20 protein-coding genes and 1 riboswitch are annotated in these 21,694 nt (G+C 65.3%); of the genes, 12 read left to right on the plus strand and 8 right to left on the minus strand.

Annotated features, from left to right (window positions below; genetic code table 11):
• Positions 1–86: 86 nt before the first annotated feature.
• Positions 87–710 (plus strand): hypothetical protein, encoded by a 624-nt coding sequence (locus KF857_06075; protein ID MBX3111559.1) that lies wholly within the window; start codon positions 87–89, stop codon positions 708–710.
• Here KF857_06075 and KF857_06080 read toward each other — a convergent pair.
• From KF857_06080 to gcvH, 4 genes are all read right to left on the minus strand, one after another.
• The gene (locus KF857_06080) at positions 698–1,285 is read right to left on the minus strand and encodes a hypothetical protein (GenBank protein MBX3111560.1); all 588 of its coding nucleotides are present in this window, start codon (positions 1,283–1,285) and stop codon (positions 698–700) included. The genes KF857_06075 and KF857_06080 overlap by 13 nt on opposite strands.
• A gap of 136 nt (positions 1,286–1,421) precedes the next feature.
• The gene (locus KF857_06085) at positions 1,422–1,937 is read right to left on the minus strand and encodes a PEP-CTERM sorting domain-containing protein (GenBank protein ID MBX3111561.1); all 516 of its coding nucleotides are present in this window, start codon (positions 1,935–1,937) and stop codon (positions 1,422–1,424) included.
• 100 nt (positions 1,938–2,037) lie between these two features.
• A complete protein-coding gene (locus tag KF857_06090) occupies positions 2,038–3,126 on the minus strand; it encodes a ribonucleotide-diphosphate reductase subunit beta (protein ID MBX3111562.1) in 1,089 nt (362 codons plus the stop codon).
• A 155-nt stretch (positions 3,127–3,281) separates the two neighbouring features.
• Entirely contained in the window at positions 3,282–3,662 is a 381-nt protein-coding gene (gene gcvH / locus KF857_06095) for a glycine cleavage system protein GcvH (GenBank protein ID MBX3111563.1), read from the minus strand.
• Positions 3,663–3,699: 37 nt separating this feature from the next.
• On the opposite strand from gcvH, the gene trmD reads away from it, so the two are divergent.
• The 3 genes from trmD (at position 3,700) to lepB (ending at position 5,845) form a co-directional block, all read left to right on the plus strand.
• A complete protein-coding gene (trmD, locus tag KF857_06100; GenBank protein MBX3111564.1) occupies positions 3,700–4,410 on the plus strand; it encodes a tRNA (guanosine(37)-N1)-methyltransferase TrmD in 711 nt (236 codons plus the stop codon).
• 85 nt (positions 4,411–4,495) lie between these two features.
• A complete protein-coding gene (rplS, locus tag KF857_06105) occupies positions 4,496–4,846 on the plus strand; it encodes a 50S ribosomal protein L19 (protein ID MBX3111565.1) in 351 nt (116 codons plus the stop codon).
• Positions 4,847–4,855: 9 nt separating this feature from the next.
• On the plus strand, positions 4,856–5,845 hold the full coding sequence (gene lepB, locus KF857_06110) for a signal peptidase I (protein MBX3111566.1): 990 nt from the start codon (positions 4,856–4,858) through the stop codon (positions 5,843–5,845).
• A 3-nt stretch (positions 5,846–5,848) separates the two neighbouring features.
• On the opposite strand, the gene smc is transcribed toward lepB, so the two are convergent.
• Positions 5,849–9,352, minus strand: coding sequence for a chromosome segregation protein SMC (gene smc, locus KF857_06115; protein ID MBX3111567.1), 3,504 nt, complete (start codon positions 9,350–9,352; stop codon positions 5,849–5,851).
• Between the two features lie 145 nt (positions 9,353–9,497).
• Here smc and KF857_06120 point away from each other — a divergent pair, with 145 nt between their 5' ends.
• Entirely contained in the window at positions 9,498–10,757 is a 1,260-nt protein-coding gene (locus tag KF857_06120) for an SGNH/GDSL hydrolase family protein (protein MBX3111568.1), read from the plus strand.
• Here the strand turns inward: KF857_06120 and KF857_06125 are convergent.
• A complete protein-coding gene (locus KF857_06125; GenBank protein MBX3111569.1) occupies positions 10,754–11,287 on the minus strand; it encodes a PadR family transcriptional regulator in 534 nt (177 codons plus the stop codon). The two genes, KF857_06120 and KF857_06125, sit on opposite strands and share 4 nt — an antisense overlap.
• A gap of 60 nt (positions 11,288–11,347) precedes the next feature.
• On the opposite strand from KF857_06125, the gene KF857_06130 reads away from it, so the two are divergent.
• On the plus strand, positions 11,348–12,427 hold the full coding sequence (locus tag KF857_06130; protein MBX3111570.1) for an exo-alpha-sialidase: 1,080 nt from the start codon (positions 11,348–11,350) through the stop codon (positions 12,425–12,427).
• Here the strand turns inward: KF857_06130 and KF857_06135 are convergent.
• Positions 12,388–13,104: a hypothetical protein gene (locus tag KF857_06135; protein ID MBX3111571.1), complete on the minus strand. Its 717-nt coding sequence runs from the start codon at positions 13,102–13,104 to the stop codon at positions 12,388–12,390. The genes KF857_06130 and KF857_06135 overlap by 40 nt on opposite strands.
• A gap of 31 nt (positions 13,105–13,135) precedes the next feature.
• Here KF857_06135 and KF857_06140 point away from each other — a divergent pair, with 31 nt between their 5' ends.
• Complete coding sequence (locus KF857_06140) at positions 13,136–14,461, plus strand: M20/M25/M40 family metallo-hydrolase (GenBank protein MBX3111572.1); 1,326 nt, start codon at positions 13,136–13,138, stop codon at positions 14,459–14,461.
• A gap of 6 nt (positions 14,462–14,467) precedes the next feature.
• Here the strand turns inward: KF857_06140 and KF857_06145 are convergent, their stop codons facing one another.
• Positions 14,468–14,968 (minus strand): hypothetical protein, encoded by a 501-nt coding sequence (locus KF857_06145; protein MBX3111573.1) that lies wholly within the window; start codon positions 14,966–14,968, stop codon positions 14,468–14,470.
• Between the two features lie 207 nt (positions 14,969–15,175).
• Positions 15,176–15,308, plus strand: a riboswitch (cobalamin riboswitch).
• A 5-nt stretch (positions 15,309–15,313) separates the two neighbouring features.
• Between KF857_06145 and KF857_06150 the strand changes: the two genes are divergently transcribed.
• The 5 genes from KF857_06150 to KF857_06170 all read left to right on the plus strand — a co-directional run.
• Entirely contained in the window at positions 15,314–16,087 is a 774-nt protein-coding gene (locus KF857_06150) for a type II secretion system protein (GenBank protein ID MBX3111574.1), read from the plus strand.
• A 52-nt stretch (positions 16,088–16,139) separates the two neighbouring features.
• The gene (locus KF857_06155; protein MBX3111575.1) at positions 16,140–19,163 is read left to right on the plus strand and encodes a hypothetical protein; all 3,024 of its coding nucleotides are present in this window, start codon (positions 16,140–16,142) and stop codon (positions 19,161–19,163) included.
• A gap of 14 nt (positions 19,164–19,177) precedes the next feature.
• A complete protein-coding gene (locus KF857_06160) occupies positions 19,178–19,984 on the plus strand; it encodes a sugar phosphate isomerase/epimerase (protein ID MBX3111576.1) in 807 nt (268 codons plus the stop codon).
• Positions 19,984–21,063 carry a Gfo/Idh/MocA family oxidoreductase gene (locus KF857_06165; GenBank protein MBX3111577.1) on the plus strand — a complete coding sequence of 360 codons (1,080 nt, stop codon included), beginning with the start codon at positions 19,984–19,986 and terminating at the stop codon, positions 21,061–21,063. Before KF857_06160 ends, KF857_06165 begins: the two co-directional genes overlap by 1 nt.
• On the plus strand, positions 21,060–21,694 hold a 635-nt coding region (locus KF857_06170; protein ID MBX3111578.1), incomplete at its 3' end, for a sugar phosphate isomerase/epimerase. The genes KF857_06165 and KF857_06170, both read left to right, overlap by 4 nt.

Genomic DNA, 21,694 nt, shown 5'->3' on the forward strand with positions numbered 1-21,694 from the left:
AGCAAAACCCCGGGATTTCAGTCCCGGGGTTCTTTTATGGGTCAAGCCACCACCCCGTCCGACCCGATCATGGGATGGGCGCGCCCATGAATTTCATGCTTGACGGCTCAAAGGTCAGACTGACAAACCCGTCGTCCGGGGACACCCTTTGTGCCGTCGTGCGCCGCCAGATCGGCGCGCAGATCGTCGTCGACGTCGGCGACCGGGCAAAGACGTTCCTCGGCCACGTCGAAGTCGAGTGCTTCAACGACCACGAGCACGTCTGGTTTGACGGACTGGCCATCGCCACCTTGTCGACCTTCATGGTCGTCCGGCCGACATCGCCCTCCAAGGCCTTGCCGCGCAAGCACCCGCTCTTGCTCTTGGAGACGCCGCTCCCGACGGAGATGCAGTCGTCGGGCCGGTCGAGCTCGGTCAAAGTCGTCGCGGTGGCCGAGCGCGCCCTCGCCATCGAAGCCTACGAGACGATCGACATGGAGTCCGACGTGGAACTTGTCGTGTCATGGCGCGGCGACACGATCCGCCTGACCGTCGTCCTGGAAGCCCAGACGGTCGAAGAGTTCTCGGTGGAGGCCGTCGCCTCGGTCCGAGGGATGTCCAGGGTGAGCCGTGCCGTCTGGACACGGCTCATCCACGAGGCGTCGGAACCCAAACTTCACGTCGAGCCCGCGCCTCCGACCTCGCGCATCAAGCGCAGTCAGTCGGCGTAGTAGACCCCGTCGAGGGCGCTCCACATCGCGGCGCACACCACGGTACAGGCCGACTTCGCCCGGGCGAAGTCCTCGTCCGACATCGCGGCCATCTTTTCGCGCAACATCTCCGGCTCCGCAAAGTCGGCCGCATGGATGCGGAAGTACTCCCGTCCCTTGTCGGTGATCTCGGGATAGTGGGCGACGAGACCGGAAAGCTTCGCCTCCGAAGTCTTGGGTTGTTGGGCCTCAAAGGCGTAGAGGGCGCCGAGGGCCTCAGCCGGCTGGCTGAAGTAGCGCGTCGCGGCGTTGACAAGGACGTCGGTCTGGGGCCGGCGGCTCTCCGCCGTCAAGCCGAGTTCGTAGCGGAAGTCCCCCCACAGGACCTCGTGCTCCCGCTCTTCCTCGGCGACAGAAGCCTCGCCGATAGTCTGCCAACCCTGGGCGATGGTGCCGATGAACCGGCCGTATTCGCCCGCGTAGTCTTGCAGTTTCGAACTCGGAAGGGTGCCAGCGACCCACTCTTGGTAGAACGGGTGGTTGTTGATGTCGAATTGGGCAACGATAGCGTCAATCTCAGTGATGCGGCCATTCATCACGGACTACGATACCGGGACCCGCCTGGCCAGGTGTCGGTGGGGCCCGGAAGGACAGGGTCGGCAAAGCAGGTGACAAAAGGAAACGGCCCAAACCATTCGGTTTGGGCCGTCAGAACTTGGAACGAAGAAGCGACTAGCGCTTCATGCGGCGCTTCAGCAACGCCGCCGCACCGAGACCGAGGACGGCCATGCTGGCCGGCTCGGGGACGGCCGTGACGGTGATGTCAAAGAACTCGTTGTCCGAAGCCCTGACGCCATTTCGCGTGGCGTCAAATGTCGCCTCAGCAAACGGGCTTGAACCATTACTGTTAAGGTCGTACAGGCCAGGCGTGTCCGTCGACTGAACCTGGAAGCTGAAGAGATTGCCGGTGTAGTTGGAATCAACCACGGCAGCAGACACGTAGGCCAAGAAGCCAGCGTCGAAGCTGTCAAAGGTCAAGAACGTCGAACCGTTGCCGGGCCACTCGACCGACAACCCTGCCGGGGTAAAACCACCGGTCAGCGTCACGGTGCCCGCGAACGTCACGAGCACATAGCCGGAGCCAGGGGCGGCGACCGTTTGGCTGGGGTTCGTGATGTTAAAGTTGACGACGGCGTTGGCCGATGCGGCGAAGGCAAACAAACCAGCAAGAATAAGAGTCCTCTTCATAGTCATCTCCAATCTCCTCGTAACATTACCATGCGAATTGCGCGAGGGGGTGACCATGGGACAAATCCCGGCATTATTACGGGTCATGATTTTGCCTCCGTCAAAGCTCGTTGTCGTCCACCGAACCCAGGGCCGATGACTTCTGGTACTCGGTGACGCGCCCCTCGAAGAAGTTCTGCTCCTTCTTGATGTCCATCAGTTCGGCGAGCCAAGGGAGCGAGTTCTGGACGCCCGGGTTCAGGGCGGGCAACCCGCAACCCTCAAGCCGACGGTCGGCGATGTAGTCGATGTACTGCTTGAACTCTTCCGCCGACAGGCCGACGCCGGTCACGGGCAGGCAGTCGTCGATGAACGCCTTTTCCAGGGCGACCGCTTCCTTCATCAGGTCGACCAGCTCGCCGCGGAACTCCGGTGTCCAGATCTGGGGGTTCTCCTCGACCAACTCCATCATGAGCTGGCGGAAGAGCTCGATGTGGTTTGACTCGTCCCTGAGTGTGTAGCGGAACATTTGGCCGATCCCCGGGAACTTGCCCTGGCGGTACAGCGAGAGCACCATGCCAAAAAGTCCGTAGAACTGGGTGCCCTCCATGCATTGGCCGAAGACAAACATGTTCTTGGCGAGGAGCTTGACGTTCTCGTCCGACGACATGTCCAGGTCACGGCGCATGCCTTGGCTGGTGCGGGTGACGAACTCGTTCTTCTTGCGGATCGTCTCGATGTCCTCGAACATCGCCTCGCACTCGTGCGGGTTGATGCCCAGCGACGAGATCATGTACAGCAGAGAGTCGGCGTGGATGTTCTCCTCGTGGGCGTGCCGGCCCAACACCAACTTCAACTCCGAAGCCGTCACCAACTCCCGGACGACGTGGATGATGTTGTCGCCGACAATCCCTTCGGCGGCGCTGAAGTAGCCCACCGCCATGCGGATGATCCAGCGGTCGATCTCCTTGAGGGCGGTCTCGCTACGCCACTGCTCGATGTCCTTCTGCATCGGGATGTCTTCCGGCTCCCAATGGTTGGCCTTCATCGTGCGGTAAAGGGTGTACGCCCACTGGTACTTGAGCGGCAGGAGGTTGAAGGTCATCGTCTCCCGGCCGTTCACCACCCGTTTACCCGCCTGCGCCTCGTGCGCTTTGTCCATGTCGAGGACGTATGTCCGGTCGCCAAACGTGTAGTTCATCGTGCTCATTTCTTTAGTCCACTCGTGGATTTCAAATGGTAGACATAAATCTACTATATAGCCCCACCGCCCGTCAAGGGGGAAAGTGGCTGGTGGCGCGAGATTACATCCGCGGTCCCCGCCACCGGACGGAAATGGGCCAGGTCCCTTTGGACCGTCGAGACTCAGTCGTCCAGGGTGGCGCCGTAGGCGTCCGGACTCAGCAAGGACGCGACTTCGGCGGGGTCGCTGACCCGGACCTTCACCATCCAGCCGCCGCCGTAGGGGTCCGTGTTGACCAGCTCGCTCTGGGCGTTCAGGCTCTGGTTCACCTCGACGACTTCGCCGGCCACTGGGGCGTAGAGGTCGCTGACGGTCTTGACGCTCTCCACACTGCCGAACGTCTCGTCGGTGGCGAGGGCCCGGCCCGGGGTGGGCAGGTCGACGTAGACCACGTCGCCAAGCTCGGACTGGGCATGGTCGGTGATCCCGATGGTGGCGGTGTCGCCCTCCAGGCGCACCCACTCGTGGGACTTCGTGTACTTCAGGTCGGCAGGGACGTTCACGGTGGCAAGATTACCAGTCGGCTACACTCGGCGGCACATGCGGGTGGCCTTTGTGACCCTGTTCCCCGAAATGGTCCGCCAGGCCCTCGGACACAGCATCATGGCCCGGGCCGAGGCCGCCGGGCACGTGCGGTTCGAGACCGCCAACCCCCGCGACTTCACTACCGACAAGCACCGCACCGTCGACGACAGCAGCTATGGCGGCGGGCCCGGGATGGTCATGAAGCCCCAGCCGGTGGCGGACGCCCTTGCCAGCCTGTGCCCCGCGCCCGGGGCCGCCGTCGTGCTCACCGACCCGGCCGGCGAACTCTTTACCCAGTCCCACGCCGAGGCCCTCTCCCGGTGTCAAGAAGTCGTTTTGATTTGTGGCCACTATGAGGGGGTCGACGAGAGGGTGCGGGACAAGCTGGCCACCCACTGCCTGACCATCGGTGACTTCGTGTTGACCGGTGGCGAGCTCCCGGCCCTCGTGATCGCCGACGCGGTTGTCCGGCTCCGCGAGGGCGTCCTGGGCGACCCTGAGAGCCATCGTGACGACAGCCACAGTTCGGGAGGGTTGCTGGGGTTTCCCCTCTATACCAAGCCGGCCACTTGGGAAGGGCTCGACGTGCCGCCTGTCCTGACGTCCGGAGACCATGGTGCGGTGGCCCGTTGGCGGCGTCGAGAGCAGTTGCGCCGGACGAGGGAACACCGGCCGGACCTCTTCGCCAAAGCAGACCTACATCCTGGCGACATCGATCTGTTATAATCCGTGCTCCGTGAGAGTTTCGGCGGGCGTCGCTGGCCATCTGGCCCGCGCCAACCGACAACCGCGATAGAGGTTTTCCAGAGCCATGTCCAAACAGGCCATTCTTGATAGCGTCGCCCAGCCGTACTTGAAGAGCGACTTGCCGGAGATCCGCCCGGGCGACACCGTCCGCGCCCATGTGAAGGTCCGCGAAGCGGGCAAAGAGCGCATTCAGGTTTTCGAGGGCCTCGTGATCGCCGAGCGGCATGGTGGAGTGTCGCAAAACATCACCGTCCGCAAGATGAGCAACGGAGTCGGCGTCGAGCGCACGTTCCCCCTTCATTCGCCGAACGTGGCCAAGTTCGAAGTGTTGCGCCACGGTAAGGTCCGCCGCGCCAAGCTCTATTACCTCCGCGACAAGGTCGGCAAGGCCGCCCGCATCGAAGAAAAGCGCTAAAGGGCACCTGTGTTTCCCTTCTGGACCCTGGTCGCGCAAGCGCACGGTGAACAAGGGGCGATCTACTGGATCGACCGTCTGGCCCGCGCGCCGATCAGCAAGATTCTGGTCTTCGCCGCCGTCGGCACCATCGTCCGGTTGTTGCTCTACAAGACGGTGATGGACACGCCGCAGCACAAGCGGTTCGGGTTCTATAAGTTCGCCCAAGGTGTCAACGAGTTTGCCGACGCGTTGGTCTATTCCGCCGTCGTCGTGTTCATGCTCGTGCGCCCGTTCGGCATCCAGACCTTCGTCATCCCGTCGGGGTCGATGATCGACACGCTCCGTTTGAGCGACTACATCGTCGCCAACAAGTGGGTCTACCGCGTCAGCGAACCGCAATACGGCGACATCGTCGTCTTCAAGCCACCCCAGGAGGGACTCGTCCCCCCCGCCACGTCGGAAGAGACAGACTACATCAAGCGCCTGATCGGTCGGCCCGGGGACTTGATCGAGTACAAGAACAAGGTCCTTTACCGGAACGGCGTCGCCCTGACCGAGCCGTACGTGGACTACACCTACTCCGACCCCGGCACGGAATACACCTCGCAGGCCATGACCCACGTCTTGCCAAAGGAAGACTGGGACGGAGTCCAGCTCGCCGACTTCAAGATCGTCATGTTCGACGGCAAGCCTTGGCCTGTGCAGACCTACGGTGACTACACCAACACGCCAAGTCCCGAGTTTGCCCCGATGAAGCAGCCGGTCTCGACGGCGCCGGCCTACCGCGCCGAGGACGCCGACCTCCAGAAGAAGCTTCATGACGCGCCGCCGGCGAAGATCCCCGAAGGCTATTACCTCTTCATGGGCGACAACCGGAACGGCAGCTACGACGGCCGAGCCTGGGGCCTGGTGCCCAAGGACGCGATCGTCGGCAAGGCATGGTTCATCTGGATGCCGCTCAGCCGGTTCCGGTGGCTGGACGTCCGGCCCCAGTACCCGGACATGGCGAAGAAGTAAGCCTCAGCCCTTCAGGTAGGCGTCGGGCACGACCGCTCGGACGACTTGCGGCTCGGGCACGCGGAAGGGCACCAAGGTCGAGACCCCTGGTTCCTGCATCGTCACGCCAAACCACACGTCGGCCGCCTCGATGGTCACCGGGTTATGGGTGATGAGGATGAACTGGGTGTCTCCGCCAAAGTCGCGCATGAGTTGGATGTAACGCTCCACGTTGCGGCCGTCGAGCGGGGCGTCCACCTCGTCCAGCACGACGAGCGGCGACGGCTTGACGCTCAGCAAGGCGAACAGGAACGCCAAAGCAGAAAGGGCGCGTTCACCACCGCTCAGCAGTTCTAGCCGCTGACGCCGCTTGCCCGGGACGGTCACGCTGATCTCGACGCCGGAGTCCAAGATGTTTTCGGTCTCGCTCAGTTCGAGTGTCGCTTCGCCGCCCCCGAACACCGTCGTGAAGGTCCGGCCAAAGGCGTCGCGGATCTTGTCGAACGTCGCCATGAACCGCTCGCGGGTCATGCGGTCCAGTTCCCTGACACTGCCATGGAGTTCCTCCATGCCACCCTCGATGTCGTCCACTTGGCCACGGAGCTCGTCATGCCGTTCGGTCAGTCGCTCAAAGGCTTCGATGGCGCCCAGGTTGACCTCGCCCATGTCCTTGATCTCCCGGCGGAGCCGGGCGACCAACGCGGCGGCGTCTTCGGGCAGTTCTTTCGTCTGGGCCGCGGCGGCCTCCTCTGGCCCCACGCCGTACTCCTCGAACAACCGCTGGACCACGGACGCCCGTTTGCTGTCGGCCCGGGCCCGCGAGAGTTCGGCGCGATGCATCGTCTCGGCCAGTCCGTCCACCGCCTTTTGGGCGTCCCTGGCCTTCTGGCGCAGACGGTTGGCCTCGTCCAAAGAGGCCGTCCGCTGATCGACGGTGGCGACGACTTGGCCACGGGTCTCGTCAACGTGGGCGCTGTGCTTGGCGACCTCGGCCTCGGCCAAGGCGATCGCCTCGCGCTGCCTCTCACGCTCGGGCTCCAAGTTCGCGGTGCGGCGTGCCCGGTGCTCTTCGGCCTCGTTCAGGTGCTGCAACCGCCGCTCCGCCTCTTGGCACCGTCGCGCCGACTGGGCGGAGCGGGACTCGGCCTCGGCCAGTCGCTCGGAGGCCGTCTCAACGTCGCTCGACTTGGCAGCCAGCTGCCTCAACACGGCGTCGCGGGCTGATTCCACCGCGGCGATGTCCTCGGCGGCGGGCAACTCGGCCTCAAGCGCCTGGAGCTGCTTCAGCTCTTCGTTCAGCTTGTCTTGGCTCCGGACGGTGGCCTGGAGTTCGTGGCGCAGGTTCAGCCACCACGACTTGGCCTCCTCCTTCTCCTTGGCCCGCGAGGCGGCCAGGTCGCGGGCTTCCCGGGCCGACTCTTCGGCCACGGCCCGGGCTTCGGCCCGCCGGGCCTTGGCCCTATCCATCTTGGCGACGTCCGACTGGAGGGCGCTGAGTTGGTGTTCCAGTTCGGCGAGTTCTGCCTTGCGCTGGACCATGCCGGTGGAGTGGCGCACGTTGGTGCCGCCGGTGACGGCACCGCTCCCATGGACCACCTCGCCGTCCATCGTCACCATCCTCGACCACCCCGAGGTGCGGGCGAGTCGGAGGGCGTCGTCAAGCTCCTCGACGACGACCACGCGGCCGAGGAGGCTGTCCACCACTGGGCGGAACCGGGCCTCGCACCGGACGAGCTCGCTGGCCAACCCGACGACTCCCCTTTCGTTCAGCAAGCGCCGGAGCTCCGGCGACGGGGTCGAGGGCCGCATGAGGTTCACCGGCTGGAACGTCGCCCGGCCCAGCCGCCCCTCCTTCAGGATCTGGATCGCCTCTTTTGCCGCACGGTCGTCCGGGACGACCAAGTCGTTGACCGCGTTACCCAGCGCGGTGTCCAAAGCGAGGGCGAGGTCGGGGTCGACCTCGACGACGGTGCCGACGGGGGCGTAGACGTCGGGGAGCATCCCCTGGGCGACGGCGGCCATGACGGCCCGCGCCCCTTGGGCCAGACCTTCGTGGCCGAGCACGGTGGCCTCGAGGCCCCGGCGGCGACCGTCGAGGGTGGCGGTCTCGGCGAGCAACTGGCGTGTCCGGGCAGCCTCTTGCTCCTCCTCCCGCCGTGACTGTGCCAAGGTCGCCTCGGCCTGCTTGATGAGTGCCTCCGCCTCGGCGACGAATCGCTCCTGGGCATCGAGGGCGGCCTGCGCCTCGGCCACCGCTTGCTCCAAGTCGGGCAGGGTGGCCACGATGCCTTGGAGTTCGACCTTGATATGCTTGACCCGGTCTTCGCGGTGGGCCAGCTCGACTTCGATCTTTTGCCGCTCCTGGTGGCGGCGGCGGGCTTCTTCCAGGGCCTTGTCAGCCTGCGCCAAGGATAAACTCAACGCTTGGGCCTCGTCGTCCACGCCCGCCAGTTCGGCCTGGAGCGCGGCAAAGGCGGCAGCCTCGGCCTCCGCCTCGGACTGGGCCGTCGCCCACTCTTCACGGGCTTGGGCGAGACGGGCGGCGGCATGGGCCGACTCCTCGCCCAGGGTGCCTTCCAATTCGTCGAGGCTCTCCAGCCGGTGCTGGGCGACATGTAGGGCCGATTGGGCGTTGGCCAAGTTCACGCTGGCCCGTGTCTGCGACTCGCGGAGGAGCTCCAAGCGTTGTTCAAGCTTCTGGGCAAGCTCGTCAGCGGCTATTGCCTCGGCCTCGGCCTTCTCGATCTCAGCGGAAGCGTCGAGGCTTAACTTGTGGGTACCGGTCAGCCGCTCCTCCAGTTCGGCGATCTCCGATTCCAACTGGGCGTGTTCTCGGGCGAGGAGACCGCATTCGACCTGGCGCAACGACTGGACGGCGGCTTTGTAGCTCCGTGCGGTCTCCGCCTCGGCCTCAAGGGGCGCCCGCTGCCGCTCGATCTCGTTCAGGACGTCGTGGACGCGGGCGAGGTGTTGCTTGGCGCCCTCCAGTCGCCGCACCGACTCCAGACGTCGGGCGCGGTACCGCTGGACCCCCGCCGCCTCGTCGATCCAGGCGCGCCGCTGACCCGCACTGGCGGCCAGGGCCTGGTCGATCTCGCTTTGCCCCACGATCGCGTAGCCGGCCCGGCCCAAACCAGAGTCGGCGAGGAGGTCGGCGACGTCTTTGAGCCGGCACGGCCGACGGTTGATCGAGTACTCGCTTTCACCGGCGCGGTTGAGCTTGCGGCTCACCTGGACTTCCGCGGTCTCGATCGGCAGGGCGCCGTCCTCGTTGTCAAAGGTCAATGAGACCTCGGCGTACCCCAAGGGCTTGCGACGCACGCTCCCGCTGAAAATGACCTCCTGGCTCGTCTGGGCGCGCAATTGCCGGGCGTTCGTCTCGCCCAAGCCCCACAGGATCGAGTCCACGATGTTGGACTTGCCGCATCCGTTCGGGCCGACGACGGCGATGATCTTTCCGTCGAGGGAGATGTCGGTCTTGTCGGCAAACGTTTTGAAGCCGAAGATCTTGACGCGCTTGAGCTTCATCCGAGTCTGGCCACCACGCCGGCGGGCATGGCTTGTCGGAGATCAAGACGAGCCCGCCCTGGTGGCCGCACCTTCGTCTTTTCCACACGGCCCGTCGGAGACCAAGACGCCAGCAGGGCCACGGAGCCTAGTGTAAAGTTGGGCGATGCGTTCCCTCCGCGCTTTGCCGACGTTGGCGTCGGCCCTCGCCGCCGTCGCGTGCGCCCAGACCCCGTTGGCGACGAACCACCAGCCGCCCGTCGTGCTCCACAAGGGAGACCGGCTCGCCGTCATCGGCGACTCGATCACGGAACAGAAGCTCTACTCCCGGTTCATCGAGGAGTACCTGACCCTTTGCCGCCCCGACCTTGGAGTCGAAGTCAGGCAGTTGGGTTGGAGCGGCGAGACGGCCACGGGGTTTGCCAACCGGATGCAGCAAGACTGCCTGCAGTTCAGGCCGACCGTAGCGACGACCTGCTACGGCATGAACGACCACGGCTACCGCAAGTACGAGAAGTCGATCGGCGACCTGTACCGCACAAAGATGAGTCAGATCCTTGACGCCTTTGCGAAGGCGGGGGTGCGGGTCGTCGTGGGCTCGCCGGGCATTGTGGGCAAAAAGCCGGGCTGGGTGAAGGGAGGAGGCAGCATCGAAGACATGAACGACGGCCTCGCCCACCTGCACAACATCGGTCTTGAACTGGCGATGAAGCGCAAGCTGGGCTTCGCCGAGGTCTACCAGGCCATGGTCACGCTCCGCGACAAGGCGAAGGCGGTGTACGGCGACAAGCTGGAGGCGTCCGGGGCCGACGGCGTCCATCCCGGGGCGGCCGGGCACCTCGCCATGGCCTACGCCTTTCTGAAGGCCCTCGGCATGGGCCAGACCGACTTGGCCCGCTACACCATTGACCTGTCGACGAAAACATTCACCGCCACCGCCGGGCACCGCCTTACCGGTCGCGACGGGGACACGTACAAGATCCGGAGCACCCAGTACCCGTTCGTCCTGCGCGACGACAACAACCCGACCAACTCGTCCTTGGCGGCGGCCCGGTTCATCCCCTGGAACCAAGACCTCAACCGGTTCATCCTCGTGGTCACGGGCGGCCACGCGGCCCGGTACAAGGTCACCTGGGGGAGCCAGAGCAAGACGTATGCCCGGGCCACCTTGGCCAGGGGCATCAACTTAGCCGCCGAGTTCCCGACGAACCCCTTCAGTGACGCGTTCAACACGTGCGGCAAGGCGATCGGAGAGAAGCAAGCCTACGAGACCAAGCAGATCAAGAGCATCTTCCGCCAGCCCGACTTCAAGACCAATGAGGCAGCGGTGGTGAAACGGACGGAGATCACCCGCGAGGCCTACATCGAGCGGGTGCAATCCCTACGGGTGCCCGTCGAACACACCCTGAAGGTCACCCCGGCCTAGCCTGGGCGGCCAGCGACCAGCCGCTCGCGGACGGCGCGGATCCAGGCGATCCGCGCCTCCGTTTCTTTCACCGCGCCCATCGTGGCCAGTTCGCCGAAGTAGTCGCCGATCTCGACGTGCTCGCCCACGAGGTGCTCGACCCTTTCCAACAGCCCGACGAGTTCAGCTTCGGCATAGTCGAGGAACGCCAGCCTCTCCGCTTCGTCCAGTGTCTCCAAAAAGTACATTCGCGAGCGGAGGAGGTCGAGGTTGGTCGACACCTGGTCGGCGGTGAACGGCGGCCGCACCCACCGGGTGAGTTCCTCGACGCCGGCCGGCGCAAGGCGGTACTTGCGGCCCTCGTTGTGGAGGAGACCGGCCTGGGTCAGTCGGGTCATGAGCGGATAGATCGACCCGGCCTTGCTTCGGAACGCCAGGTTCTGCGAGGAAGCGAATTCCATGACGACGGCATGGGCCCGGCACGGCTGGAGTTTGAGCAAGACCCCAAGGACCGTATGCTCCAGCGAGGTCAAATCACGGCCCAGTCCCACGGCTTGATTATGGCGGGGTTCAGGTCCAGAAATTGAGGTGCCGGCCCGCGATGTGCGATCATGGGTTCAATGGTGCTGTCCAGTCTGCTCCTTGTCCTCACGACCACGGTCTTTGCCACCGGGGACGGCGGGTTCGCCCAAATCCGGATACCTAGCCTCTTGCAGACCACCAAGGGCACCCTGCTTGCCTTCGCCGAGGGACGGGACGGCACCGCCACCGACCAACAAGGCAACATGATCATCCTGAGGCGGAGCCGCGACCAAGGCCGTTCGTGGGAAAAGCTCCAGGTCCTCGCCGCCCCGGCCGGCGGCGCCTACAACAACCCTTGTGTCGTCCAGGACCGGAAGTCAGGACGGGTCGTCCTCATGTTCCAGCACTACCCGGCGGGCCACGGCGAGGCAGACGGCGCCCTGAAAACAGGGTTCAGCGGCCCGGCCGTGGTCACGAGTTGGATGATGTCGAGCAACGACGACGGAGTGACCTGGACACCACCGCGTGACATCACCGCCCAGGTCAAGCGGCCGACCGTCGCGACGACCCTCGCCAGCGGTCCGGGGACGGGCATCCAACTGACCAAGGGGAGGCACGCGGGACGGCTGGTCATGCCGTTCAACCAGGGCCCCTTCTACCGCTGGCAGATTTACGCCGCGTACAGCGACGACGGCGGCATGACCTGGCGGACGGGGGCCGACGCCCCGGGGGCCATGCTCATGGTCGACGGCAAGGAACGGAGCCAGGTCAACGAGGCGCAGTGCGTCGAACTGGGCGACGGTTCGGTGCTCATGGTCAGTCGGCAGTTCGCCGGGCCCAAGACCCGCCGGGCGGCAGTCAGCCACGACGGCGGACAAACCTGGTCGCCGGTGCATGAGCTTCCCCAACTCACCGACCCCAGTTGTATGGGGAGCGTGGTCCGGTTTGGGGGCAAGTTGCTCTACTCAGGCCCCGACGCCAAGGACCGCCGGAACGGCACCGTGTGGACGAGCACGGACGACGGCAAGACCTGGCCGACCAAGCGCGTCATCGAACCCGGCGAGTTTGCGTACTCCGTCCTCGCCGACCTGGGCCACGGCAAGCTGGGCTGCCTGTACGAAACGGACGGTTACAAGCGGATTGTCTTTGTCGTGCTCGACGGCTTCTGACCGGTCGACCGCGTCCACACCTCGTCAAGAAGCGACTCAAGACCGGGGTCGACTCGATGCAGGTCGGACCGGTTGAAAGGATAAAAGTCGTTCCGGGCAAAAAACGCCTCCGTGCCCTCGGCAAAGTACTCTTGGGCGTTCGTCATGGCGTAGGCCCGCTCGTGGGTCACCGGTCTTCCCGACCCGTTCCACCGCTCGACGTCATCGTAGGCGCGGCTGTCCTTGGCCTTGGTGTACGCGGCAATGACCCGGGGGTTGTCAAAGCCCAAGACCCGGTCGTGGTAGGCATGGGCCAGTTCGTGCAGGAGAAAGACCGGCATCCGGTCGATCTCCTCCTTCAGTATCCGCATGTTGGTGACTTCGACCCCCTTGGCCATCTCCGGGTCTCGTCCATGCTCGCGCAACCAGCCGGCGTCCGGGTGGTACTCCGCCCGCGGCGGCGTGCCGGGATACTCCGGCGAGACATAGACCGTCACCCGGCGCAACTCCTTGAGGGCAGTGGCGGGGACGAGTTTGGCGACCGTCTGCAACTGCGACCTCACCAGCTTGAGCTTGCCCTCGGTCTCCTCCTTGGCCGCACCGAGGAGTTCAGACCGCACCTTGACCGTCCAGCCTTCCATGTGGCGGACTTCGTACGTCCACGGCCGGGCAAGCAACAGGACAGCGACGGCGAGCATGCCGTCAGTCTACGCGGATAGACTCGGCCCCATGGTCCTTCTCTCCGGCCTCGTCGCGATCAGTCTGTTGAGCCCGGCACCCAGCGACCTCTCAGACCGGTTGCGGGTGCGTGGCATGACCGACCTTGGCGCGTACTCTCTCCTGACTGAATTGACGACAAAGGTCGGCGGGCGCATGAGTGGCTCGGCGAACGCCGCCAAGGCGGTCGCCTGGGGGCAAGCGACGATGACCAGGCTGGGGTTCCAGAACGTGCACCTTGTGCCGTGCATGGTGCCCCACTGGGTGCGGGGCGACGTCGAGTCATGCGTCGCGCGCACGCGGACCGGCCGCATGGACCTCAAAGTCTGCGCGTTGGGGACCAGCCCGGGCACCCCGGCCGCGGGAGTGACGGCAGAAGTCGTCGAGGTCCGGTCGCTGGATGAGGTCGTCCGCCTTGGCGACAAGCTCAAGGGCAAGATCGTCTTCTACAACCGTCCGTTCCGGCCAGAGTTGATCGACGGCCAGTACGGTGACGCGGGGGACCAGAGGTTCCAGGGCCCCGCCACGGCGGCCAAGGTCGGGGCGGTCGCCACCTTGGTCAGGTCCTTGACCCAGTTCGTCGACGACTACCCGCACACGGGGACCACCCGTGACCCTAAGATCCCATGCGCCGCCCTCAGCACACTCGCCTCCGACCGCCTCAGTGCCGCGCTCCGGAAGGGGCCTGTCAAGGTCACCCTGAAGCTGAGTTGCAAGAACCTTCCTGACGTCCCTTCGGCCAGCGTCGTCGGTGAGGTCACGGGCTCCGAGTCGCCCGACGACGTGGTCGTCATGGGCGGGCACCTGGACAGTTGGGACCTCGCCACTGGGGCCCATGACGACGGGGCTGGAGTGTGCCAGGCCATCGAGGCCCTGCGCGTCATCAAGGCTTGTGGGCTCAAGCCCAAGCGCACGGTGCGCGTCGTCCTCTTTATGGACGAGGAGATCGGCGGCCGGGGGGCGGAAGCCTACTTTGAGGCGGCGAAGGCGGGCGGGCAACGGCACTTGGCCGGTATCGAGTCCGACTCGGGCGGTTTCAACCCCCGGTCGTTCAGCACCGACTTTGCCGACCGTTCCAAATTGGAAACATGGCTTGAGGACCTCCGTCCGTTCGGGATCGAGAGGCTGGAGGCAGGCGGCGGAGGAGCCGACGTCGCTCCCCTGGCCAAAATCGGTGCGACCCAGTTCGGCCTGTCGCCCGACATCCAGCGCTACTTCGACTACCACCACTCAGCCAAGGACACCCTCGACAAGGTCCACCCGCGCGAGCTCGAGATGGGGGCCCTGGCGATGGCCGCGCTGGCGTGGAGGATCAGCGAAGACGGACTGCCGCGCTAAGCACGGCTACTCCTCGACGCCGCGCCACAGCTCCCAGACGTGCTTTTGTTCCCACTCGTCGGTAGGATCTTCCCCGGCCGCGGCCAAGCCCAGGCGCACCAGACCGATGTGCCAGCCCTCGTGCCATAGCATGTGCTGGAGAAAGAGGACGGGGTGGTCGTAGGGGCCGAGCGGGCCGTCTCCGGCCGCTAACGCGGTGGTGAAGGTGTCGCGCACCGCCTGGGCGCTCACGGTGAGTTGCGTCCGGATCGTCCCGAGGTCGTCGACCGCCACCCAATCTTCACCGTCCTGCCGGATAACGTCGCCCAGTTTCGCTTGCTCGACCTTGTTGGTCTGGCCGAGCCACCAGTATCGCGTCTCGTGAATGTGGCACAGCTGCATGTCCAGCTCCCAAGTGTCCTTTGTCGGCCTCACCTTGCGGTTCCGCTCGTTGACCAGCGTCGCCATGCTTTCGACGATCCGCGCCTGCCTGTCCCACGACTCCAAAAGGGCTTCGACAACTTTCATGGGCGCAGTTTGACCAAGACAACTGTCTACTGTCAAGGTTTGCTGTTTGACCCCAAGGTCCCGCCGCACGTCGGACTCCCGAATTCGTCTTACAGACCATGGCATGAGGCCATATCGCATATCTCGCCACATGATCTTTGTCTACTGAACATCTAGACGGTGATATGACTTATTTCCTTCGCTGAGTGCTACCGGGAGCGGAAGGTATCTTGTCCTCGCCATTGGGGCACGGCGACGCCGCGTCCTCGGTGGGGGAAGTCCGGTGCAAATCCGGCGCTGTGCCGCAACGGTGACGGGGTGACCCGAAGCCCGAATGCCCACCCTTTGGCTTCGAGAACCAACAAGATGGAACGAGCATTCACCCTTGTCGAACTCCTTGTCGTCGTCGCGATCATCGCGGTCTTGGCGGCGGTCCTGTTCCCAGTCTTCGCGACGGCCAAGGTTGCCGCCAAGAAAACCCAGTCCCTCACCCAACTGCGTCAGACCACGTTGGCCTGGTCGCTCTACAACGACGACTACGACGGCACGGTCATGCGCGCCCTCACCACGGCACCCGGCAAGGTCGTCTATTGGTGGGGCAGTTTCGACGGCACCGAATTGCGACCCGAAGAAGGGCTCCTCTACCCCTACATGCGGGAGAACCGGGTCTTTGTCGACCCGACGTTCCCGGTCGGGTTCCGCTCCGCGATCGGCCTGACGGGCTACGGCTACAACTACGCCTACCTCTCGCCCAGTGAGTACGTCGCTCGGGACTATCATGAGGTGCCCGTCCCGGTTGCGGAAAGCCGGGTGGAACGCCCCGCCGAGACCCTGGTCTTTGCAAGCGCGGCCCGGATCAACAACTGGGACTTCCCCACCCCGAAGCTTGAGGGCAACACCTTCATCGACCCGCCGTCCTACAACTTCCCCAGCGTCCATGGCCGGGCCAACCGCCAGGCGGTCGTGTCCTGGGCCGACGGACACGCCACCACCCTTCGGCCTAGCCTGCGCACGGCAGACTTCGGATACGGCAATGAAGCCGCCCTCTTCGCCCAGGCGAACCTTGGCGACGCGATCAAAGCCGGTTGCCCGGTGGGTTCGGCCTGCCAGGACTACTACTACTCGCTGGCCAAGGACTGAATCAGTCGCCTGCGGGACGGCACGACGGCCGTCCCGCAGGTAGCATCGGGCCATGGCAGGGGAAGCAGCGCGGATTCCGCGAAGGACGCTTTTGAAGATGGCAGGGGTGGGCGCGGCCGGTGCGCTCGGTGTCCAAAAGGTGGTCGCGGGTCCGTTCACCGAGGACGACTTTCAGCAGCTCGTCCCCGTCGACAAGAAGCTCTCGCCCGAGTGGGTCAAGTCGCTCTATCTGCGCGGCAAACCCACTGAAACGTCCGGCAAGGCCCTCCAGCACATCGCCATGCCGGTCGGCGGCGTCTGTTGCGGGCTGGTCTACCTGTCTGGTGACGGCCGGGTCGGCCATTGGGACGTCTTCAACACGAACCGTTTCGGCGTCCGCGCCGGGGTGACCGCCTACAAAGGCCAACAGATCAACTCGGGCGGCGGCAGCGCCTACCTGGACGCCCTCCCCGTGGAGAAGCCGTTCGACTTCGGTTTCGAACTCCACGTCGGCGACAAGAAGCGCGAAATGGACGCGACGGGCTGGTCCGACGTCCAATTCCGTGGCCAGTACCCGGTCGGCCTCGTCCGGTTCAAAGACCCCTCCACCACCCTGGAGGCCCGGCTTGAGGCGTTTTCCCCGTTCATCCCCCTGGACTTCGACAACTCTTCGTACCCGCTGGTCTTCCTGGCCTATACGCTGACCAACAAGGGTAAGGAGCCCGTCACCGCGACCCTGACCGGGAGGTTGGAGCATGCGGTCGGCCGGGAGTCGATCAAGGACGGCTCCAGCAAGCCGGTGACCACGACGGCGTCAGACGGTCTCCAGCACGGCGTCGAGGCGGTCCCCCAGAAGACGTTCTACCGCTCCGAGGTCCTTGTTGAGGACTGGGAGCGGGACACCTACGCGCCCTGGACCGTCGAAGGCACCGCTTTCGGCAAGGGCCCGGTCGCCCGCAAGGACATTGTCCCGTACCAAGGCAACGTGGGCGGGCCAGGGGGGCACGTCGTCAACACCCACTCCAGCGCCCCGGCCAACGACGTCGTCGCCCGAGACCAGCACGTCGGCAAGCTGACCGGCCCCGCGTTCAAGATCGTCCGCAAGTACCTCCACTTTTGGATCGGGGGCGGCAACCACCCGGGCAAGGAATGCCTCAACCTCATTGTCGACGGCAAGGTCGTCCTGTCTCAGACCGGGTTCGACTCCAACCGGATGCGCCCGATGGCCTTCGACATCAGCGCCCACGAGGGCAAGACCGCCCATATCGAGATCATCGACCAGGAGACCGGCGGGTGGGGGCAGATCGGCATTGGACGCATCTGGCAGTCCGACGTCCCCAACGACGCCCCACCGCTGGCGGACCGTCCGGACACGGGCACCATGGCTCTCCTCGCCTTGGGCCACGCCGCCGTCACGCCCACGACCGTCTCCCAGACCGTCGACCTTGCCCCGGGCGAGAGTGCCACCGTCGAGTTTGTCGTCGCTTGGCACTTGCCCAATATCCAGATCGGGGTCCCCGACGACGCGACCAAACGCCACTATGCCAAGCGGTTCAACGACGCCTTGGCCGTGGCCCGTCACTTCCGGTCGCACCGTGACTTCCTTGTCGACACGACCCGCAATTGGCGGGACACCTGGTACGGGCCCGACGACGGCCCCGGTCTGCCCCATTGGTTCATGGAGCGCACGATCATCAACGCCTCCACCCTGGCCACCTCGGTCTGTAGCCGGTTTGGCTCCGGCCGGTTTTATGGGTTCGAGGGCGTCGGGTGTTGTCCCGGCACCTGCGGGCACGTGTGGCAGTACGCCCATTCGGTCGCCCGGCTGTTCCCCGAGATCGAGCGGGACACCCGCGAAAGGGTCGACCTCGGCGTGGCCCTCAACGACGGCGGCGGCATCGGCTTCCGGGCCGAGTTCGACATGAACGCCGCCATCGACGGTCAGGGCGGGACGGTCTGCCGCATCCTCCGCGAGCACCAGATGTCGCCGGACGACACCTTCCTCCGAAGGAACTGGGCCGACGTCAAGCGGGTCGTCCAGTTCCTCATGAAGATGGACGACGGCGAAGGGATCATCGAGGGCGAGCAGATGAACACGCTCGACGCTGCCTGGTACGGGCAGATATCCTGGATCACGTCGGAGTATCTGGCCGCCCTCGGCGCCGCCGAGACAATGGCGGGGGCGGTCGGTGACGAGGCCTTTGCCAAGGAGTGCCGCGACCGCCTGGCCAAGGGGCAGAAGAGTTTCCGCAGCCTCTTCAACGGCGAGTACTTCATCCAAAAGCCCGACCCCAAGCGGCCGGACGCGTTGGGATACTACGAGGGATGCCATGTGGACCAAGTCTTCGGCGGTAGCTGGGGCCACCAGGTCGGCCTGGGCGAAGTCCTGCCTCCGGCGGAGACCAAACAGGCGCTCCAGTCCATTTGGAAGTACAACTTCTCGCCCGACGTCGGCCCATGGCGCGACAAGATGAAGGCGGGGCGGTGGTACGCGGTCGCGGGGGACGCCGGGTTGATCATGACGACCAACCCCAAGAACGTGGAGAACCCATACCGCGACCCCAAGGGCACGTTCCTGTTCTATTTCAACGAGTGCTGGACGGGCCAGGAGCACCAGGTGGCCTCCCACATGATCGCCAACGACATGGTGGAGGAGGGCCTCGCCATCACCCGCGCGGTCCACGACCGGCACGACGCCAGTAAGCGGAACCCATACAATGAGATCGAGTGCAGCGACCATTACGCCCGGGCGATGGCGTCGCACGGTTCCTTTGTCTCTCTCACCGGGTTTAAGTACGACGGCCCTTCCGGCAAGCTTTCGTTCGGCCTCAAGGCGCCGTTCAGCGACGATGACTACCGGTTCCCGTTTGTCTGCGCCGAAGGCTGGGGGGTCTTCTCCAAGGTCGGCAACGTGATGCGGCTGGAAGTCAAGCACGGACGGTTGCGCCTCACCGAACTCCGCGTACCCGGCCGGGTGACCGAAGTCCAGGCCAGTGAGTCGGCGACCGTCGTGCCGGGGGCGCCGAAGAGCACCGTCACGTTCTCGGACGAGCTGGTCCTCAAGGCGGGGCAGGCCATGGTGTTGACGACGGCCTGAGGCGAGGCCCGCGTATGCCCTGGCCGGTCACGATCTTCGCCGACGAGTGCGCCGCCGACTATGCGGCCCAGGCCGCCTTTGTCCGCGAAGCCGGCCTTGACGGCCTTGACCTGAGGAACGCCAACGGGCGCAATGTCGCCGACCTGACCGCCGCGGACGTGGGGGAGGTCCTGCGCGAGGGGGTCACCGTCCGCGCGGTCGGGAGCCCGGTCAACAAGGTCCCGCTCGACCCGGTGTACTTTGACGCCGAGATGGACAAGCTCGAGCGGTCGGTCGCGGTGGCCAGGATGGTCGGTGCCCGGCACGTCCGGATATTTTCCCCCGAACCCCAGGGCGCGGAGGACGACGAACAGACCTGGGCCGCCGTCCAAGCCTGGCTCGAACCCATGGTCAAGCTAGCTGGAGAAGCAGGTGTCGTGCTCCTGCATGAGAACGACGCCCGGTTTTACGGCTATTGTCCCGACCAGAGCCGACGGCTGATGGAACGGTTCTCCGGACCCCACTTGCGGATGGCGTTCGACTTCGCCAACACCGTCCTGACCGGACACCGCCCCTGGGACCACTGGTTCCCTTGGTGCCTTCCCTACCTCGACACCCTGCACATCAAGGACGCGGTCGAGGCCACCCAGACGGTGGTCCCGGCCGGTGAGGGGGAGGGCCAGATCGAGCAGACCCTCCGGTGGCTGAAAGACCAAGGCTGGCAAGGCACCTTGACTCTTGAGCCCCACCTGGCCCGGGCGGGCCGCATGAGCGGGTTCAGCGGCCCGGAGTTGTGCCGGACCGCGGTGGACGCGCTTCGTGCCATCCTGGGACGGATCTGATGGCAGACAACTTGCGATTCGGCGTGGTCGGTTGTGGGGCGATCCACGGGAACCACTGCGACTCCCTTACCCGAGCGAACGGTGCGACCCTGGCGGCGGTGTGCGACGTCGACCCCGGCCGGGCGCGGGCGGCGGCAGAACGCTACGGCTGCGCCGCGGTCACGTCCTTGGACGACCTTTGGCCTTTGGTGGACGCCGTGACGGTCTGCGTGCCCAGCGGCGACCATGCCAACGTCGGGGTAGAAGCGGCCCGGCATGGCAAGCATGTCCTTACCGAAAAACCGGTGGACATCAGTTTGGCCGGCGCGACCCGGCTCGTCGAAGCATGCGAAGCGGCCGGGGTCAAGCATGGCTGCGTCAGCCAACACCGCTTCGCCCAGGACATCCGGCGCCTCCGCGACTTTGCCTCGGGAGGCGGTCTGGGCAAGCTGATCCAGGGCGACGCCTCGATCAAGTGGTACCGGACGCAGGCCTACTACGACTCGGGGGACTGGCGCGGCACCTGGGCACTCGACGGGGGCGGGTGCCTGATGAACCAGGGAGTCCACTACGTCGACATGCTTCAGTGGGTGATGGGCGGCGTGAAATCGGTCCAAGCGCAGGTGCGCACCGCGGCCCACCGGATCGAGGTCGAAGACATCGCCACCGCCCTTCTGGAGTATGACAACGGCGCGGTCGGCGTCCTTGTCGGGTCCACGTCGGCGTACCCGGGGATGTCGGAGCGGCTGGAGGTGCATGGCACCGGAGGCACCGTCTTGATCGAGGCCGACAAGATCAAGGCATGGGAAACCGTCGACGTGGGAGGCGAGACCGGACCCTATGGCCGTGGCATCGCCCAGCAACCGGTCCCGAACCTCGGCACCCTGGGAGACGATGGCCTAGCGTCGGAGGAAGATCCCAGCGCGACCTGGGGTGAACAGCACTTCCTACAGATCCAAGACTTTGTCGACGCTGTCCGCGAGGACCGCAAGCCGTTTGTCGATTGCCGCGACGCGATGGAGCCCCTGAAGGTGGTCCTCGCCGTCTATGAGAGTGCCCGGAAGGACGGGGCCCGGGTCAAGACCTCCGACGTGTCATGAAGGTCGGAGCCCAACTCTATACGCTTCGTGACCACGTCAAGACCCGCGACGGCTTCCTCGACGTCCTCGACCGAGTCGCCGCGATGGGTTTCGACGGAGTGCAGTGCTCGGCGGTCGGGGCGTTCGACGTCGACCTCTCGCCCGTCGAGGCGGGACGAGCGATGGCGGAGCGGGGCCTCGCCTGTGCGGCGACCCACCGGCCCTGGGACAGACTCCGCGACGACACCGAGGCAGAGGTGAGCTTTCACCAAGCCCTGGGCTGCAACTACACCGCGACGGGAGCACCGCCCGACGAAGTGCGGACCGCCGGCCCGGCAGGCTACCGCGAGTTTCTGAAGGAGTTTCGGACTGTCCACGACCGCTTGGCGCAGTCCGGGACCACCTTGGGCTATCACAACCACGCCCTGGAGTTTGAGCGGTTCGCCGACGGCCGTCCCTGGGACACCCTCGTCCAAGCGGACTGGCTGCCCATCGAACTGGACACCTACTGGGTGCATGCGGCCGGGGCGTCGGTGGTGCCGGAGACCGAGCGACTGCGGGGGCGCTTGCCTGTCGTCCATGTCAAGGACATGGCCCCCTTCGGCTGGAAGGTCACTTACGCGCCGGTGGGCGAGGGCAACCTGGACTGGGA

It is taken from the genome of Fimbriimonadaceae bacterium (genome assembly GCA_019638795.1).
Taxonomy (GTDB): Bacteria; Armatimonadota; Fimbriimonadia; order Fimbriimonadales; family Fimbriimonadaceae; genus JAHBTB01.

Excerpts from the sequence above, each read along its gene's own strand:
- KF857_06165 (MBX3111577.1), top strand. The coding sequence starts at position 19,984 with ATGGCAGACAACTTGCGATTCGGCGTGGTCGGTTGTGGGGCGATCCAC.
- KF857_06160 (MBX3111576.1), top strand. The coding sequence starts at position 19,178 with ATGCCCTGGCCGGTCACGATCTTCGCCGACGAGTGCGCCGCCGACTAT.
- KF857_06140 (MBX3111572.1), top strand. The coding sequence starts at position 13,136 with ATGGTCCTTCTCTCCGGCCTCGTCGCGATCAGTCTGTTGAGCCCGGCA.
- KF857_06075 (MBX3111559.1), top strand. The coding sequence starts at position 87 with ATGAATTTCATGCTTGACGGCTCAAAGGTCAGACTGACAAACCCGTCG.
- KF857_06080 (MBX3111560.1), bottom strand. The coding sequence starts at position 1,285 with ATGAATGGCCGCATCACTGAGATTGACGCTATCGTTGCCCAATTCGAC.
- KF857_06155 (MBX3111575.1), top strand. The coding sequence starts at position 16,140 with ATGGCAGGGGAAGCAGCGCGGATTCCGCGAAGGACGCTTTTGAAGATG.
- rplS (MBX3111565.1), top strand. The coding sequence starts at position 4,496 with ATGTCCAAACAGGCCATTCTTGATAGCGTCGCCCAGCCGTACTTGAAG.
- KF857_06150 (MBX3111574.1), top strand. The coding sequence starts at position 15,314 with ATGGAACGAGCATTCACCCTTGTCGAACTCCTTGTCGTCGTCGCGATC.
- KF857_06145 (MBX3111573.1), bottom strand. The coding sequence starts at position 14,968 with ATGAAAGTTGTCGAAGCCCTTTTGGAGTCGTGGGACAGGCAGGCGCGG.
- KF857_06135 (MBX3111571.1), bottom strand. The coding sequence starts at position 13,104 with ATGCTCGCCGTCGCTGTCCTGTTGCTTGCCCGGCCGTGGACGTACGAA.
- KF857_06085 (MBX3111561.1), bottom strand. The coding sequence starts at position 1,937 with ATGAAGAGGACTCTTATTCTTGCTGGTTTGTTTGCCTTCGCCGCATCG.
- KF857_06090 (MBX3111562.1), bottom strand. The coding sequence starts at position 3,126 with ATGAGCACGATGAACTACACGTTTGGCGACCGGACATACGTCCTCGAC.
- smc (MBX3111567.1), bottom strand. The coding sequence starts at position 9,352 with ATGAAGCTCAAGCGCGTCAAGATCTTCGGCTTCAAAACGTTTGCCGAC.
- KF857_06130 (MBX3111570.1), top strand. The coding sequence starts at position 11,348 with ATGGGTTCAATGGTGCTGTCCAGTCTGCTCCTTGTCCTCACGACCACG.
- KF857_06120 (MBX3111568.1), top strand. The coding sequence starts at position 9,498 with ATGCGTTCCCTCCGCGCTTTGCCGACGTTGGCGTCGGCCCTCGCCGCC.
- trmD (MBX3111564.1), top strand. The coding sequence starts at position 3,700 with ATGCGGGTGGCCTTTGTGACCCTGTTCCCCGAAATGGTCCGCCAGGCC.